The following is a 16,936-nucleotide window of genomic DNA, read 5'->3' on the forward strand; positions in this document are numbered from 1 at the left end:
TGTCTATATATTAGCGCGTTTGTAATGACAGGGCGTGGTGAAGATTTTGTAATACTTATCTTGGAATTGTTGTTGTTGGCATTGAGTTTGCTTAAACACTCACATAAGTATTCAGGTGACTAACTATGTTTGACAATGTATTTGGAATTAACGAGCAAGCATTAAGGTTGCGTCAGCAGCGCACCGAACTATTAGCCAGTAATTTGGCCAATGCCGAAACTCCACATTATAAAGCGCGTGATATAGATTTTCGCGCGGCGATGGCCGGTGCGACAGCGCAACAATCAAGTATAGGGATGGCTAGAACGCATCATGGTCATTTAGCCGGGTTTGATCAAGCTGGTGGCGCTGGCTTAGTTCAGTATCGCATTCCAACTCAGCCATCACTTGATGGTAATACCGTGGAGGCGCATATTGAGCAAACGCTATTTACCGATAATGCGCTTAAATATCAAACCACACTTGAATTCATCGATAGTCGTATTCAGCGCATCAAAGGTGCGCTCAGGGGAGAATAGTTAGATGTCATTATTTAATACCATGGCTATTTCGGGTTCTGCGATGCATGCCCAAACAGTGCGCCTCAATACTATTGCTTCGAATATGGCGAACGTAGACAGTATTAGTAGCAATCAAAATGAAACCTATCGTTCTAAGCAGCCGGTGTTTGAAACGGTATTGCAAGGTCAGAAGGGCTTGCCAAGTGGTGGTGTCAGGGTGCGAGAAATTGTCGAAAACCCACAACCTTTAGTCATGGAATATCAGCCCAATCACCCGATGGCCAATGAAGAAGGTTATATTTTTAGACCCAATGTGAATGTGATTGAAGAAATGGCCAATATGATGGCAGCGTCACGTAATTATGAAACTAATGTTGAGGTGCTTAATACGGTTAAGCAGCTAATGTTGCGCACCATTCAGTTGGGTAAATGAGGACTGATTTATGAACGTTTTTCCAACCAATAATTCATTTTCTGAAACGCTTAGTACACCAAGTAACTCAGCTGCTTTTGCACCTAGTCAAGCGATGGGGCAGAGCGAGTTTTTAATGTTGCTGACTACGCAGCTTATGAATCAAGATCCTACCAAGCCGATGGATCCAACTAGCTTTGTGTCAGATTTAACCCAGATGAGCCAGCTAGAGGCCACCACTGAACTTAATCGTTCGGTGATGGCCATGACGGCCGGTTTCCAAAACCTGCAGTTAATGCAGGCTAGTAGTTTGATCGGCAAAAATGTTCAGGCCCAAGGGGAGATAATGTCACATACGGAAGGTCGCACAAGCGCATTACGTTTGAGTGCCGATGAAAGTTTAACGGATGTAAAGGTTATTATTTCTGATAGCCGTGGTGTAGTCCGCCAACTAGATTATCCAGGTTTGTTAAGTCGTGGTGAATCGGCCTTCAATTGGGATGGTTTAAATAGTGACGGTGGTTTTGCGCCAACGAATAATTATCGTGTGGTGGCCTTTGGTTATGACGGTGAAGGCAATATTAAACCGGTCAAAACTATTGTAGGTACCCAAGTTCAGTCGGTGAGTGTTCAGCCAGATGGTGACATGTTGTTAACCCTGTCGACTGGTGAGCGAGTTTCTATGAAAGCAGTGCGTGAAATTGGCGCATAACCTGCTTGATGTTTTAAAAAATTAATAAATTTTGAATAAATGCTTAAAGCGAGAGGGATAGTATGTCTAACTTTGATCTAAACGCACTCAGTGGTATCAACGCCATGTCACAAGGCATGGGGGTGATTTCAAATAACCTTGCAAACTCCCAGACTATCGGTTTTAAAACCTCGCGCGCGGAATTTGCCGATTTATTTTCAGGTGCACAGAACTCGCCAGGTAATGGTGTGCGAGTGAATGGCATCGTACAGGATTTCACCCAGGGAACGATTTCTTCTACTGGTCGAGAATTGGACTTGGCAATTGATGGTGAGGGTTTTTTTATTCTGTCTGACCAAACGGGCAAATATAATAATCTTTATACGCGTAATGGTTCATTTAAAGTTGAAAAAGACGGGTTTTTAACTGATCAGAATGGTAATGTTCTGCAAGGCTTTAACCAGGTGCCAGAGTTGTCAACAGAACTAAATCCAGTGTTTAGTACTGCGCTACAGGGTATTAATTTAGGGCAGTTGAGTAATACACCCAAAGCGACGGATTTTATGACCTACAACATTAACCTGAATGGTGGGGCTGATACCAATACCAGTATTGTTGGTGATCCAATTAACCAAGCAGTTGTTGGTGGCGATACGAATTACCCTAACATTCAGGCGCTATTTAGAAATGAATATACCGGTTTTCCTGATTATGTGTACCCTAAAACCATTCACGATTCATTGGGTGGTGAGCACAGTTTATTATCTAACTTTTTTAGTAATGGCGTGGTTTCACAAGTGGATTCGTTAATTGATGCCAATGGTAATGCTGTTGTCGCAGGAAATGGAGTAAAGTATTCTTCATGGTTGGTACAGTACACAATTAATGATCAGACGGGCCAACCCAGTGCAACCTTAGTTTCACCTGAAACAGGTCCGGAAGATTTGCTGGGCCAAGTTTATGAGCTACGTTTTGATACCGATGGTCGCTATATTGGCACTTTTACACCAACTATTGACGGTGGAACAGCAGTTAGTTACACCAATGACACACCTTTCGATTTAACCCAGCTTGATGATCCTGTGCAATGGACACGATTAAATGATCTGCCTAGCCTTAATTTTGTACTAAACAACTCAGGTGCAACAGACCCGCTGGGTAATGTTTCAAATACAACTCCTAACTTAACGCAGATTTTAGTTGATTTTAAAGACATGACTCAGTTTGACAGCAGTTATGTGTTGCGTGGTGTTACCCAAAATGGTTTTAGGGTCGGTGACTTGGTTGGTTTGACCATTAACACTTCAGGTATTATTGAGGCGCGCTACTCAAATGGTCGTAATTTGGCGGTCGCACAACTTGCTTTAGGAAACTTTAATGATTTGAATGCATTAGAGAAGCTAGGTGGTCAAATGTATGCCGAATCCTTTAACTCGGGTCCAGTACAGATTTCAGCGGCCGGTGGCGGAACAGTAGGTAGCATTCGTGCTGGCTCGCTTGAGTTTTCTAATGTGGATGTCGCCAGTGAGCTCATTAAAATGATTCAATTACAGCGCACCTATCAGGCTAGTGCGCAGGTGATATCAACCTCGCAGGAATTGACACGAACTATCTTAAACCTCTAATATCTGCCTTATTGTGTTGCTTGTTAAAGCCAGAGTTGATCTCTGGCTTTTTTATTGGCTGGTGTTTTTTTTCTAAATCGGTCAAAATAGCGCCATTTTTATTAGTAAGCTTTGTCGCGGGTGAGGCCATTGAAACGCCAAGACTTTTATTTTGAGTTACCTGAAGAACTGATTGCGCAACAACCTACTTCTCAGCGCCGTGCGAGTCGCTTGTTGGTTGTGCAAGGCACCGGGCTACAAGATAAGCAGTTTGTTGATATTCTTGATTTTATTGAGCCGCATGACCTGTTAGTCTTCAATAACACTAAAGTCATTCCAGCACGGCTGTTTGGTCAAAAAGCGACCGGCGGGCAAATTGAGCTGCTAATTGAACGCATCATTAACGACAGCCAGGCTTTGTGTCATATTCGCTCATCTAAGTCACCAAAACCAGGTGCGAAGCTGTGGATTGAAAATGCTTTTGAAGTCGAGGTACTGGGGCGCGAAGGGGCGTTGTTCTCAGTGGCCTTTGACCCAGCTAAAACGCCACTTGAATGGGTCGAAGCGCATGGCCACATGCCACTGCCGCCTTATATCGAACGGGCGGATACCGATAATGATAAAAACCGTTATCAAACTGTTTATGCCACCAGGCCTGGTGCCGTTGCCGCGCCCACGGCGGGTTTGCATTTTGATGAAGCCATGCTTGCCGCAATTAAAGCCAAGGGGGCGGACATAGGCTTTGTGACCCTGCATGTCGGGGCAGGTACCTTTAAACCGGTGCAGGTTGATGACATTAGTCAACATACCATGCACTCCGAGTGGTTGGAGGTGGAAGCAGGCCTGGTCGAGCAGGTGAAGGCGGCACGAGCCAAGGGCGGACGTATAATTGCGGTCGGGACAACCTCGGTGCGTTGTTTGGAGTCGGCTTCCAAAGATGGTCAGCTTCGACCCTACACGGGAGATACCGATATTTTTATAAGTCCTGGCTATCAATTTCAGCAGGTAGATGTGCTGTTAACCAATTTTCATCTACCTGAATCGACACTGATTATGTTAGTAAGCGCCTTAGCCGGGTATCAAGAAACCATGGCGGCCTATCGTCATGCCGTTGAACAGCGTTATCGTTTTTTTAGTTATGGTGATGCGATGTTGGTGTTTAACAAAGCGCTCAGCAGAGAAGAATGAATTTATCAGGTTTTACGCCGTTGAAGCGGAGCCTATGTGCTCCAGCGACGCCTCTTTTTGCGCAGCAAAAAGCCGAAGGAGTCGGGGCACATAGGTGGAAGCGAATTGAATAATCTAGGCAGGAATAAGGTTTAAATGAAATTTGAATTAGACAAGCAGGATGGTCGTGCGCGGCGTGGACGACTAAAGTTTGCGCGCGGGACAGTTGAAACACCTGCTTTTATGCCAGTAGGTACCTATGGTTCGGTGAAGGGTATGACGCCAGAAGAGATTACGGATACCGGCGCACAGATTATGCTGGGTAATACCTTTCATTTGGCGATCAGACCAGGTACTGACATTATTAAATTGCATGGCGATTTGCATGATTTTATGCATTGGAAAGGGCCTATTCTGACCGATTCTGGCGGTTTTCAGGTGTTTAGTTTGGGTAAGATGCGCAAGATTACCGAAGAAGGCGTCACCTTCGCGAACCCAGTTAATGGTTCAAAAATATTTATGGGCCCGGAAGAATCGATGCAAATTCAGCGCGATTTGGGTTCGGATATTGTGATGATTTTTGACGAATGCACACCTTATCCAGCTAGCCATATTGAGGCGGACGTATCGATGCGGTTATCGTTACGTTGGGCGCAGCGTTCTAAAGAGGCGCATGGTGACAATCCATCGGCCTTGTTTGGCATAGTGCAGGGTGGTATGTATGCTGATTTAAGAAAAGAATCGGCTGAAAAATTACAACAAATTGGTTTTGATGGTTATGCGATTGGCGGTTTGTCGGTGGGTGAACCGAAAGAAGACATGAAGCGTGTGCTGGATGCGACTGAACCCTTGCTGCCTAAAGATAAACCCCGCTATTTAATGGGGGTCGGTAAGCCGGAGGATATTGTCGAGGCGGTGCGTCGGGGCATAGATATGTTTGATTGCGTGATTCCTACGCGCAATGCGCGCAATGGCTTTTTGTTTACCCACAGCGGCGTAGTTAAAATTCGTAATGCTGTCAATAAAACCAGCCTTGAGCCGATTGACGCTCAATGCGATTGCTATACCTGTAAAAACTATACTCGTGCCTATTTGCATCATTTAGATAAGTGTGGCGAAATTCAGGGCGCACGGCTCAATACGATTCACAATTTACATTATTATCAGAAGTTGATGCGCGACATTCGCCAATCGATTGCAGAACAGCGTTTTGAGCAATTTGTAGTGGACTTCTATATAGCGCGTGGTCTTGAAGTACCGCCTTTGTAACGCGAGCCAGTTAAATAGGGTTAAATCAGGTTGGGTTAAAAAAGCTGATTTTTAAGGTAAGTTGTGCCAAAATACGCCGATTGTTTATTTTTGAATTTTAAGGAGTAGGGCATGGATTTTTTTATTAGCAGTGCAATGGCTGATGGCGGCGGTTCGGGTGGAGCAGGCTGGGAAGGCCTTATTCCGTTAATTTTGTTGTTTGTGATCTTCTATTTCTTGTTGATTCGTCCACAACAGAAAAAGGTTAAAGAACACCGTAAACTAGTGAGCGAAGTTCAAAAAGGCGACGAAGTTATTACTTATGGTGGTATTGGCGGGAAGATTCGTGACTTGGATGATGCGTTTTGTGAACTTGAAATTGCGCCGAACGTTATTGTTAAACTAGACCGTCAAAATATTGCGCGCCTATTGCCAAAAGGCACCTTAAAAACAGCGGGTGTTGGCGGTAAATCTGCTGATACCGATTCCAAAACAGATAGCAAAGCGGACGATAAAACGGACGACAACGCTGAGTCAGCCGCTATTGAAAATAAAGAAACCAAGTAATGTGAATTGGTTGATGAAAGGGGCGTTGGCCCCTTTTTTCATCGCGGAAATATCATGAGTAGCCCACTTTCTATAGCCCAATTTAGCTAAAGGCTTGTTTTATGTTTGAATCGCAACGTCAGATCATCTCAAATCGTTTTCCGGCTTGGAAATATCTGCTAGTTATTGTTGTTGTCGTGTTGGGCCTCACTTATGCGATGCCCAATATTTATGGTGATGACCCTTCCGTACAAATTTCGCCAGTGCAAGCTGGGCAATTCAATGCCAACACTACTGAGCAAATTGAACAGCGATTAACCCAAGCAGGCCTGGTGCCTAAGTTGTTGAGCTTTGATGGTGAGCAATATCTGATTCGTTTTGAGGATGTTGACACCCAATTACAAGCAAACGATTTAATGCGCGAGTTATTTGGTCGTCAAGCGGTGGTGGCCTTGAACTTAGCACCGGCTACGCCAAATTGGTTGCGTGCCTTGGGTGGTCAGCCGATGTACTTAGGTCTGGATTTGCGCGGGGGTGTGCACTTTCTAATGGATGTCGATATGGACGCGGCGGTAGCCAATGCCTATCGGCGTTTTGATGATGAGGTGCGTAATCTGCTGAGAGACGAGCGTATTCGTTATCAAACTGTTGAATACCAAGATGAAACCTTGCGCGTTATCTTTCGTTCCGCTGAGGCGCGTGATCAAGGCTTAGTGCGTATTAATCGTGAAATGGGCAGTGAGCTGCAAACGCGTGCGTTAGATGAGGGTGATGTTGCGATGGTTGAGATGCGTTTGGCCGCCAGTGTGATCGCTGAAACCAAACGTTTTGCCTTGCAACAAAACATCACTACCTTGCGTAATCGTATTAATGAATTGGGCGTGGCGGAACCGGTCATTCAACAACAGGGTGAGCGTCGGATAGTGGTGCAGTTACCCGGTGTGCAGGATACCGCGCGAGCCAAAGAAATCTTAGGCGCGACCGCGACGCTTGAATTCCGTTTAGTAGATGAACGCGGAGATGCGGAGCGTGCTGAACGCACTGGCGCCGTGCCACCGAATACTCAGCTATTTAATTTTCGTGATGGCCGACCTATTCTACTCCAGCGTAATGTCATCGTGACGGGTGAGAGCGTTATTAATGCGCAGTCTGGGATAGATGCGCAGCAAGGCTCGCCACAGGTCAGTGTTACCCTTGATGGCGCAGGGGGCCGTCGTATGTTGGCGACAACTCGTGACAATATTGGTAACCGGATGGCAGTGGTCTTCATTGAAAGTCGTGTTGAAACGATTGAGCGTGACGGTGAGTTAGTACGTGAACGCATTGTAACTCGAGATGTTATCAACGCGGCGGTTATTCGTGATCAGTTTGCTAATCGCTTCCAAATCACTGGTTTATCGAGTTCGCAAGAAGCGCAAAACCTAGCCTTATTACTCCGTGCCGGTGCGTTGGCGGCACCGATGGAAATTGTTGAAGAACGTACTGTTGGGCCAAGCCTAGGTCAAGACAACATCAACCAAGGTCTAATGTCGGTCATTGTTGGTTTTATATTGGTGCTTATCGTTATGGCTTGGCGTTATAAAGCTTTTGGGATGATCGCTAACGTGGCGCTAACCGTTAACCTAGTGGTGATTGTTGCAGTGCTATCCTTATTACAAGCAACCCTCACACTGCCTGGTATCGCAGGGATTGTATTAACGGTCGGGATGGCGGTGGATGCCAACGTACTGATCTTTGAACGAATACGCGAAGAGATGAAAAAAAGCTCTATTCAAACGGCGATTCATGCGGGCTATGAAAAGGCCTTTGTTACCATTGCCGATGCCAATATCACTACGCTGATTGCGGCGATTGTGTTATTTAGTTTTGGCACCGGGCCGATTAAAGGGTTTGCGATTACACTAACTATTGGTATTGCGACCTCAATGTTTACGGCGATATTGTTAACGCGAAGTTTAGTTAATTGGCGTTATGGCAATAAACGTGTGACTAAGTTGTGGATTTAGGAGTGAAGCATGAGTACTAATTTAAACGCAGCACCCCTTACGAGTTCAAATAATCATGCCGCCGAGCAAGCCGATAGTAATACGGCACCGCTTGATTATGGCAAGATCAATTTTTTAAAAATTCGTACCCCCGCAGTGCTCTTATCGATTTTATTGATTATCGGCTCAGTATTCGGTTTGTGGTACAAGGGACTCAATCTTGGTGTCGATTTTACCGGCGGTACGATTATTGAGCTAACTTATCCACAGGGCGCAGACCTGACGGAAATCCGTAGTCATCTAGTGGCGGCGGGTTACGATGAAGCTCAGGTTCAGCATTTTGGTTCATCACGTGAAGTGCTGATTCGAATTGCACCGCGCGAAGATATGGCCTCTGCAACTTTGAGTAACGAAGTCATGTCTGCGTTGCAAAAGTCTACTGATCAACTGATTGATTTGCGTCGTGTAGAGTTTGTTGGTCCGCAGGTCGGTGAAGAACTCACCACTGATGGAGCCTTGGCCGTGCTCTATGCCTTAATCGGTATCTTAATTTATGTAGCGTTACGCTTCGAGTATCGCTTTTCACTAGGGGCGATTGCCGCATTGGTGCATGATGTGGTAATCACGCTTGGTGTATTCGCCTGGACCCAGATCCAGTTTGACTTGACGGTTTTGGCAGCAATTCTAGCGATAATAGGCTACTCGCTCAACGATACTATTGTTGTGTTTGACCGAATAAGGGAAAACTTTAGAACGGTCAGGGTAGGCACGCCCACCGAAGTCACCAACAAAGCGCTGAATGATATGCTGGCGCGAACCTTAATGACCTCCTTAACCACCTTGTTGGTTCTGACAGCACTTTATTTTTTAGGTGGTGAGATTATTCATGGTTTTGCCACAGCACTGATTATTGGTGTAGTGGTGGGTACCTATTCGTCGATCTATGTTGCGGGTAATATTGCCTTGATGTTAGGTGTCTCGAAACAAGACTTGATGCCACCGGTCAAAAAAGAGGGCGAGGCAAATGATTTGTCGGATGACGAGCTCCATAGAGATTTTCTTGCGCAAGAAGCCAAGCGAAAAGCACAAGACTAGCAGGCCTGCTGGATAAAAATGCACAGCAGATTCAATGAGGTTGGATCTGCTGTTTTGTTTTAACCTGATTATTTTAGTAGTAGATTAAATTCATGTCTTTGATTCTAGAAACCACACGCCGTCGCACCTTTGCGATTATTTCCCACCCCGATGCCGGTAAAACTACCGTTACCGAAAAACTCTTGTTATACGGTGGTGCTATTCAAATGGCTGGTGCCGTGAAAAGCCGCAAAACGGATCGTGGTGCCACGTCAGACTGGATGAAAATGGAGCAGGAGCGGGGTATTTCGGTGGCCTCGTCGGTGATGCAGTTTCCCTATAAAGACGTGATGATGAATCTGTTGGATACCCCTGGGCATGAGGACTTTTCTGAAGATACCTATCGGGTTTTAACCGCAGTGGATTCGGCGCTAATGGTCATTGACGTGGCCAAAGGGGTCGAGGATCGTACCATTAAACTGATGGAGGTCTGTCGCTTACGTGATACGCCTATTTTGACCTTTATCAACAAGCTTGACCGGGAAGGGAAAGAGCCGATTGAGTTGTTGGATGAGGTGGAAGACGTTTTGAAAATCGAATGCGCCCCAATGACTTGGCCGATTGGTATGGGCAAGCGATTTAAAGGCATTTACCATTTGTATAACGACACGATTCGTTTATTTGCTCAGGCTGATGGCCAGCGTGCCAGCGAGGGTGAGTTGATTCAGGGCTTGGATAACCCAAGATTGGATGAGTTGATTGGCGGCATGGCGGATGAACTTCGTGATGAAATTGAGTTGGTGCGCGGTGCCAGTCATGAGTTTGATTTAGAAACTTTTTTACAGGGCAAGCAAACCCCGGTGTTTTTTGGTTCTGCAGTGAATAACTTTGGACTGCAAGAGTTGCTAGATGGGTTTGCGATGTATGCACCGCCGCCCAAAGGCCGCGAAACCGAAGACCGCTTTGTAAAAGCAGACGAAGACAAGATGACTGGATTTGTGTTTAAAATCCAAGCAAACATGGATCCAGCACACCGTGACCGTGTCGCGTTTATGCGGATTGTGTCGGGCAAATACGAGGCCGGCAAAAAACTCAAACACGTGCGCATTGGCAAGGACGTTAAAATCTCCAAAGCGATTACCTTTTTAGCCAATAAACGTGAGCAGGCCGAAGAAGCCTATCCAGGCGATATTATTGGTTTACACAACCATGGCACCATTAAAATTGGCGATACCTTTACTGAGGGTGAGGTTTTAAAGTTTACCGGTATCCCGAACTTTGCTCCAGAGCTATTCCGTCGCGCACGTTTAAAAGATCCGATGAAAATGAAAGCCCTGCAAAAAGGTCTGACGCAACTATCTGAAGAAGGCGCAACCCAGCTCTATCGCCCGATTAGTAATAATGATTTAATTTTGGGCGCGGTGGGGGTTTTGCAGTTTGAAGTGGTGGCACAACGCTTAGCCGATGAGTACAACGTGGCCTGTCAGTTTGAGCCAGTCAATGTCGCCACTGCGCGCTGGGTGATTGGCGACAAGGCAGAAATCAGCAAGTTTTTGGATAAGGTAACCGACAATGTCGCCTATGATGCCGCTGATCAGTTGGTCTATATCGCGCCAACGCGGGTCAATTTACAATTGACCGAAGAGCGTTGGCCTAACCTAAAATTTGTCGCCACCCGCGAGCACTAAAAATCGTTATTTCTTGATGGCTGCAAGCGCAATAACATAGTTGTTGTAGCCATCAGCATTTTTAAATTCGCGATAGCCTTTACTCATAAAGAAACGGCAAATGAATGCTGTGCCTCCAAGTGTTATCTCAGCTAAGCCTTGTTTTCCAGCTGAAAATTGTCCCAGTTCTGCTGGGAGTGTAATCTGTTGACCTGCCTGTAAAAGATCCGTATTGGACGAAATAACCTGGCCTTTGCTATTTATAAATGCATTAAAGCTAGCTGTTTTGAGTTCATGGCGCATAAAATCAGGTGCAAAGTCTTTTAGGATGGCTTTAAACTGCGGTGCACTATCAAATACGATTGCAATCGCCCCAAGATTACTATTTTTTTCAGGGTCTTTAATGGGGGCATAGTAAATATAAGTGGGCTTATCCCCATAGTAGGGTGATGGTTTGAAATTGGATGCAAAGTAGGCTTGTGAATTGGAGACTTTAAAGCATTGCTCTAAGTCCGTTTTGTGCTCAAATTTTTGACCAAGCCATTTTGACTCTTCAGGATTAGAAACAGCAATAATATTGTGGTTATGATCGATCAATAATAGATTGGTATAAACTGTGTAGAGATTGTTAATAGTTAGCAGGGTTTGTTGTGCTTTAACCTGCAAAGAGGCAAATTCGCTGCTATTGCTAAGATTAGCCTTTAAACAGTTAATTAAGCGATCATTCAACGCCCACCATCTTACGTCATTGGCGCGTTCGTATAGATTGCGATCCATGATTTCGGCAGACAACAATGCACTGTTTTCCAATTTTGTGAGCACGATTTTTAAAATCACGCTATGCAAATGATGAATGAAGCGATTAAAGGTATCTGAAATATTCTGGCTTATTTCTTGGAAACTTTCCAGTACCGGCAAAAATGCAGACACCTCTCGTTTTAGAGAGTTAATCTTGCCATTTAAAATAACGATCAATAACAGATTTTTGACCATTAAGTTAGTTTCAGTTAGTTCGTGCAAAAACAGCGGGCTTTGTGAGTTAATCTGGTAATTTAGCGAGTGGTTTAACTCGGCTGGTTTGTGTTGTTGAATGGCAGATTTTACGTCTAATGAGGCTTCACTAAGCCATGGCAAGCCCATAAAACCTTCATAACCCTTAGTTGTTCTAGCGAGGGTTAAGGACGACTGATGAACTGATGGGTTAATAGCCGACTTGGGCTTGCCGGTTTTCTTGTATAGGGGATAGTGTATTGAGTCATTACTGGCCAGGGTTTCACCATCATTATGGGTTAAACGCATTTTATACTGAGTGTTACCCAGGTTAAGGGTTTTAAAAATGCCGTTCATTTCATCATAGAATCTAAAATGAAGAATGAGGTAGCCTAAGACTTGGCTGTCTTTGCGGATGGCCTGGATGTAAAGAAGTACCCGTTTTTCATCGTCATAGAGCGAGCAGGGGCCGAAGTGTTCTACAAATTGTCCTTGTTGCAGTTTTCTGTCTTGCAAGAATAGATCATGCATTACAAGAGATTTATTACCATATTTAAGACTGTAGGCCAGCGAATGATCCGGTTTGACTAATGCGATATCCTTGTAAACAGTATATTTGGCGGCATATTCGGTCAGTCTTTGTTGGATACGTTCGTTATCACTTTTATCAGGATGCTGAACTCTTAAGTAGTCTTTTATAACAAGATCTTCGGCTAAAAAGCCAACGTCGGCGGTACGCTCAAAAAGGTTGCGATTAATGATGTCAATAATGGCTTGGGTTTTGAGTTGCAGATCGGATTTCGCCTGGCTCTCGTAGCGTTCAATCAATGAGGACATCATTTTGTCACGCAGTTTTTGAAACTCGACCTGCGTTTCAACAATAGAGACCAGCAACTGTGGATCGATATTTTGATTATTAATCTTGCCTACCATCGCCACAGTGGTCCACCAGAGGTCTTGACTCTCTAACTCTGACAAATAATTTTTAATTTCCGGTAATCCTGCAATGAGTTTAGTCAAAATGGCATTGTGTTCATTGTGTTCATTGGATTGACTTTGCATTATTGCCGTCCTTGAGCGTATAAAAATTATTTTTTTGATACAAAAAGACTAGGCAAGCTTGCCTAGTCTATAGGTTTTGAGTGCGGAGGGATTTAAGCTTCTAATGATTCTAGGTATTTTTCGACATCCAGTGCAGCCATGCAGCCAGCGCCAGATGAGGTAATGGCTTGTTTATAAATTTGATCCATCACATCGCCGGCTGCAAATACGCCCGAGATAGAGGTCGCCGTTGCATTACCCTCTAAACCACTTTTTACTTTAATGTAGCCGTTAATCATTTCAAGTTGACCAGCAAATATATCTGTATTCGGTGTGTGTCCTATCGCAATGAATACCCCTGAAACATCCAGGTCTTGCGTAGCCTCACCATCGCGTTCACGAATACGAATCCCCGTTACACCGGTCTTATCACCTAAAATCTCATCCACGACACTATTATAAATAATTTTAATGTTGCCATCTTTGGATTTTTTGATTAGTTGATCAGAAAGAATTTTTTCACTGCTAAACTTATCGCGGCGGTGAATAACCGTCACTTCTGCGGCAATGTTAGATAGGTATAACGCTTCTTCAACAGCGGTATTACCCCCACCCACTACAGCGACTTTTTGATTACGATAAAAAAATCCGTCGCAGGTTGCACAGGCAGATACACCTTTACCCTTGAAGGCCATTTCAGATTCCAAGCCTAAGTATTTAGCCGAGGCGCCGGTTGCAATAATCAGGGCATCGCAGGTGTATTCGCTGCTATCGCCGATTAACTTGAATGGGCGTTGAGATAAATCGGCGGTATGAATATGATCGAAAATGATTTCAGTACCAAAGCGTTCCGCATGTTTTTGCATACGTACCATTAAATCTGGTCCAGTTAAGCCCTCAGGATCGCCTGGCCAGTTATCCACTTCGGTTGTGGTGGTTAATTGGCCGCCTTGTTGCAAGCCGGTAACAATAACCGGATTAAGGTTGGCTCGTGCAGCATATACTGCCGCTGAATAGCCCGCAGGGCCTGATCCTAAAATTAACAATTTACAGTGTTTTGTAGTCATGCATGTTCCTTTAGTTTTATGTTGTGTGGAGTTTAGACCTTCGTAGCGACTTGCTTATGTTAAAATTTTAACAGTTTTTAATGACCGAATGGCGCGACAAAGTGCAAACAAGGTCTGATAGCTAAATAAAGGTAAAAACGGCTTGCTCAAAGCTAATAATAACGGGATTTACATTGGATTTTAAACATACAGCTCCATCATCTGCTTCGTCAAGTCAGCAAAGCCACAAAGCTTCACATTGGTTGTTTAAAGACGCCATTTTTATTGCTGGATTTGCTTTGGCTTTTTTCTTACTTCTGGTGCTTTATAGTTACCATCCAGATGATGTTGGCTTTCAGCAGGTCAATCAAAATACCATGATCCTAAATTATGGCGGGGCAACTGGCGCTTGGTTATCTTCGATGTTGTTGTATGTGTTTGGTGTTTTTGCCTTTGCTTGGTCAGTGGGCCTGTTTATGGTCAGCTGGTTGGTTTTACGCAACCGGCGTAATGATGACTATGACATTGCAAGGATAGCGCTTAGTTTGGTGGGGGTTTTGCTCATTGTGGTCAGTGGTGCGGCATTTGCCAGTTTATTCATTAGCCCTGATCAAACCTGGGTACCCTTACCATTTTATTCCGGTGGTGTAGTCGGGTTTGAATTAAGCCAGTTTTTGGTTGCACGATTTGATCTGCTAGCTACTACCTTGCTACTCATTGCGTTGATGGCCATTGGCTTGAGCTTGGCTTTAGCACGTTCTTGGTTATCCATATTTGAAATTACAGGGCAAAGTTTTTGGCAAACGATTGCTTGGCTTAAGCCGCGTGTAGCAGGCCTGCTGCATTATCTTTTAACCCAACAAAAGCGTATCCCATGGCAAGCGATTGGGCAGAGTCTAACCACTAAACTACAAGCTGTTAAAATGACGGCGCAGGCGCGAGTGTCTCGGCGACCCGTTGGCGATGCCGCCGCGGGTATAACGCCTGTAAGTGTTGACCACGAAGCACCGCCAGTGCGAAAAGCGCCACTGATTAAAACACTTGATTCCCAAAACCCTCAAAGCGATAGCACGCCAGACGATACCAAAAAGCGCTTTGATTTTGCTAGTTTAAAAGATGTCGCAAAAGGGCTGGCTTCGCCAAATTTGTTTGGCAAGCAATCTGAGACCGCTCTAATTGAAACGGATGAGAAAAAATCACCCAAAATGGGTTTAGCGGCTGAACAAGACATCTTGGCTACAGATACTAAGAGTCGGCCGCAACAACACTTAGGCGATTTAAGCAGTCTGGCGGTCAAAGCCTCGCCAGGCTTAAAAGATGAGTCAGTTAATCTTGATTCGGAACAAACCATATCTGAAGTATCCGCTCCTCCTGTTACTCAAGCCGAAGGAGTGAGTCAAGCCAAGGTTGCGACAGCGCCAGTCGCTGCAACGACCGCAGATTATCAAATTCCAGACGTTGAGCTCCTAGACCCTCCTCGAGTCTATAAAGATCGTTATACCTCAGAGCAATTACTGGATTTGTCTAAATTACTAGAAACGCGTCTGCTTGAATTTGGTGTCACCGCTACGGTTGAGGCCGTTTTGCCCGGCCCGGTGGTCACGCGCTTTGAATTAATGCCGGCTCCTGGTGTAAAGGTGAATCAAATTAATAACCTCGCCAAAGATTTGGCGCGAGCAATGTCGGTGCAATCGGTGCGTGTGGTCGATGTCATTCCCGGCAAGCCTTATGTAGGCATTGAAATTCCGAATGAGAATCGTGAAATCGTCAGCTTTAAGGACGTATTGCAATCGCCAGCTTTTCAAGACAGTAAAGACTTATTAGCCTTAGGTTTAGGGAAGGATATTGAAGGGCAGCCGGTGGTCGCGAATTTGGCTAAAATGCCTCATGTACTCGTTGCTGGTACCACCGGTTCAGGTAAATCGGTTGGGGTTAACAGCATGATTATTAGTATGTTGTTAAAGGGCCGACCGGACCAAATTAAATTCATTATGATCGATCCAAAAATGTTGGAGTTGTCAATTTATGGGGACATTCCTCACTTATTAACACCGGTGGTGACGGATATGAGTGATGCCGCTAATGCGTTACGTTGGTGCGTATTTGAAATGGATCGTCGCTATCAATTGATGGCCAAAATGGGCGTGCGCAACATTGCAGGCTTCAATGAAAAAGTGCAAGCAGCCATTGATGCTGGCACGCCGATAGTGGACCCGTTATTTGAGCAGGCTGCGAATCACGGCATGGCGATTGCGGATGAACCCCCAACCCTAACGCCGTTACCTTTTATTGTCGTAATCATTGATGAATTTGCCGATATGATCATGGTGGTCGGTAAAAAAGTAGAAGAATTGATTGCGCGTTTGGCGCAAAAAGCGCGGGCGTCAGGAATTCACTTGGTATTGGCTACCCAGCGTCCATCGGTCAACGTGATTACTGGTTTGATAAAAGCCAATGTACCGACACGGATATCCTTTCAAGTGTCGTCCAAAATTGATTCGAGAACAATTCTGGATCAGATGGGGGCTGAAAGCTTGTTAGGGATGGGGGATATGTTGTATCTGCCACCAGGTAGTGGCTCGCCATTACGTGTACATGGCGCGTTTGTATCTGATGACGAAGTACATCGGGTGGTTGATTTTATAAAGCAACAAGGAGCGCCACAGTATCTGCCGGAAATCACCCATGATCATGAAAATGGCGGCGGGGCGACTAGTAATGGTGCTAACGTTAATGATGATGCTGAATCTGATCCGCTTTATGATGAAGTGGTGGCGTTTGTGGTTGAAGGCGGTCGCGTGAGTATTTCCATGGTGCAGCGCCGTTTCAAAATTGGCTATAACCGTGCAGCGCGTATCGTGGAAGCAATGGAAGCGGCCGGTGTGGTATCGACTATGCAAGCGAACGGGGTAAGAGAGGTCTTAACGCCCCGACATGATTAATGACTTGTTCACTGATTAAACCT

At 45.0% G+C, this 16,936-nt stretch carries 12 protein-coding genes and 1 pseudogene; 11 read left to right on the forward strand and 2 right to left on the reverse strand.

Annotation, left to right across the window (positions count from 1 at the left end; translation table 11 throughout):
• The first annotated feature begins 125 nt into the window (after window positions 1–125).
• The 10 genes and pseudogenes from flgB (at window position 126) to THIAE_RS03865 (ending at window position 10,915) form a co-directional block, all read left to right on the forward strand.
• On the forward strand, window positions 126–518 hold the full coding sequence (flgB, locus tag THIAE_RS03820; RefSeq protein ID WP_006459179.1) for a flagellar basal body rod protein FlgB: 393 nt from the start codon (window positions 126–128) through the stop codon (window positions 516–518).
• Window positions 519–522: 4 nt separating this feature from the next.
• Window positions 523–933, forward strand: a complete 411-nt coding sequence (gene flgC / locus THIAE_RS03825) for a flagellar basal body rod protein FlgC (RefSeq protein ID WP_006459178.1) — start codon at window positions 523–525, stop codon at window positions 931–933.
• Window positions 934–943: 10 nt separating this feature from the next.
• A complete protein-coding gene (locus THIAE_RS03830) occupies window positions 944–1,624 on the forward strand; it encodes a flagellar hook assembly protein FlgD (RefSeq protein WP_006459176.1) in 681 nt (226 codons plus the stop codon).
• 62 nt (window positions 1,625–1,686) lie between these two features.
• Window positions 1,687–3,228, forward strand: coding sequence for a flagellar hook protein FlgE (locus THIAE_RS03835; protein ID WP_006459174.1), 1,542 nt, complete (start codon window positions 1,687–1,689; stop codon window positions 3,226–3,228).
• Window positions 3,229–3,357: 129 nt separating this feature from the next.
• Window positions 3,358–4,395, forward strand: a complete 1,038-nt coding sequence (gene queA / locus THIAE_RS03840) for a tRNA preQ1(34) S-adenosylmethionine ribosyltransferase-isomerase QueA (protein WP_025299296.1) — start codon at window positions 3,358–3,360, stop codon at window positions 4,393–4,395.
• 135 nt (window positions 4,396–4,530) lie between these two features.
• The gene (gene tgt, locus THIAE_RS03845) at window positions 4,531–5,643 is read left to right on the forward strand and encodes a tRNA guanosine(34) transglycosylase Tgt (RefSeq protein ID WP_006459169.1); all 1,113 of its coding nucleotides are present in this window, start codon (window positions 4,531–4,533) and stop codon (window positions 5,641–5,643) included.
• 111 nt (window positions 5,644–5,754) lie between these two features.
• Window positions 5,755–6,072 (forward strand): annotated as a pseudogene (yajC, locus tag THIAE_RS03850) (preprotein translocase subunit YajC); the annotation flags it as partial.
• 218 nt (window positions 6,073–6,290) lie between these two features.
• Entirely contained in the window at window positions 6,291–8,174 is a 1,884-nt protein-coding gene (gene secD / locus THIAE_RS03855; RefSeq protein WP_006459167.1) for a protein translocase subunit SecD, read from the forward strand.
• Window positions 8,175–8,183: 9 nt separating this feature from the next.
• Entirely contained in the window at window positions 8,184–9,248 is a 1,065-nt protein-coding gene (secF, locus tag THIAE_RS03860) for a protein translocase subunit SecF (protein WP_006459166.1), read from the forward strand.
• Window positions 9,249–9,340: 92 nt separating this feature from the next.
• Window positions 9,341–10,915, forward strand: coding sequence for a peptide chain release factor 3 (locus THIAE_RS03865; protein WP_006459165.1), 1,575 nt, complete (start codon window positions 9,341–9,343; stop codon window positions 10,913–10,915).
• A gap of 6 nt (window positions 10,916–10,921) precedes the next feature.
• Here THIAE_RS03865 and THIAE_RS03870 read toward each other — a convergent pair whose 3' ends face one another.
• Window positions 10,922–12,946, reverse strand: a complete 2,025-nt coding sequence (locus THIAE_RS03870) for a cache domain-containing protein (protein ID WP_006459164.1) — start codon at window positions 12,944–12,946, stop codon at window positions 10,922–10,924.
• A 92-nt stretch (window positions 12,947–13,038) separates the two neighbouring features.
• Window positions 13,039–13,992: a thioredoxin-disulfide reductase gene (gene trxB / locus THIAE_RS03875; protein ID WP_006459163.1), complete on the reverse strand. Its 954-nt coding sequence runs from the start codon at window positions 13,990–13,992 to the stop codon at window positions 13,039–13,041.
• Window positions 13,993–14,165: 173 nt separating this feature from the next.
• On the opposite strand from trxB, the gene THIAE_RS10960 reads away from it, so the two are divergent.
• A complete protein-coding gene (locus tag THIAE_RS10960; RefSeq protein ID WP_006459162.1) occupies window positions 14,166–16,913 on the forward strand; it encodes a DNA translocase FtsK in 2,748 nt (915 codons plus the stop codon).
• The last annotated feature ends 23 nt before the right edge of the window (window positions 16,914–16,936 follow it).

It is taken from the genome of Thiomicrospira aerophila AL3, assembly GCF_000227665.2.
Lineage (GTDB): Bacteria > Pseudomonadota > Gammaproteobacteria > Thiomicrospirales > Thiomicrospiraceae > Thiomicrospira > Thiomicrospira aerophila.

Coding starts and splice junctions, on each gene's coding strand:
- flgB (WP_006459179.1), top strand. CDS start 126: ATGTTTGACAATGTATTTGGAATTAACGAGCAAGCATTAAGGTTGCGT.
- THIAE_RS03870 (WP_006459164.1), bottom strand. CDS start 12,946: ATGCAAAGTCAATCCAATGAACACAATGAACACAATGCCATTTTGACT.
- secF (WP_006459166.1), top strand. CDS start 8,184: ATGAGTACTAATTTAAACGCAGCACCCCTTACGAGTTCAAATAATCAT.
- THIAE_RS03830 (WP_006459176.1), top strand. CDS start 944: ATGAACGTTTTTCCAACCAATAATTCATTTTCTGAAACGCTTAGTACA.
- tgt (WP_006459169.1), top strand. CDS start 4,531: ATGAAATTTGAATTAGACAAGCAGGATGGTCGTGCGCGGCGTGGACGA.
- trxB (WP_006459163.1), bottom strand. CDS start 13,992: ATGACTACAAAACACTGTAAATTGTTAATTTTAGGATCAGGCCCTGCG.
- flgC (WP_006459178.1), top strand. CDS start 523: ATGTCATTATTTAATACCATGGCTATTTCGGGTTCTGCGATGCATGCC.
- THIAE_RS03835 (WP_006459174.1), top strand. CDS start 1,687: ATGTCTAACTTTGATCTAAACGCACTCAGTGGTATCAACGCCATGTCA.
- THIAE_RS03865 (WP_006459165.1), top strand. CDS start 9,341: ATGTCTTTGATTCTAGAAACCACACGCCGTCGCACCTTTGCGATTATT.
- secD (WP_006459167.1), top strand. CDS start 6,291: ATGTTTGAATCGCAACGTCAGATCATCTCAAATCGTTTTCCGGCTTGG.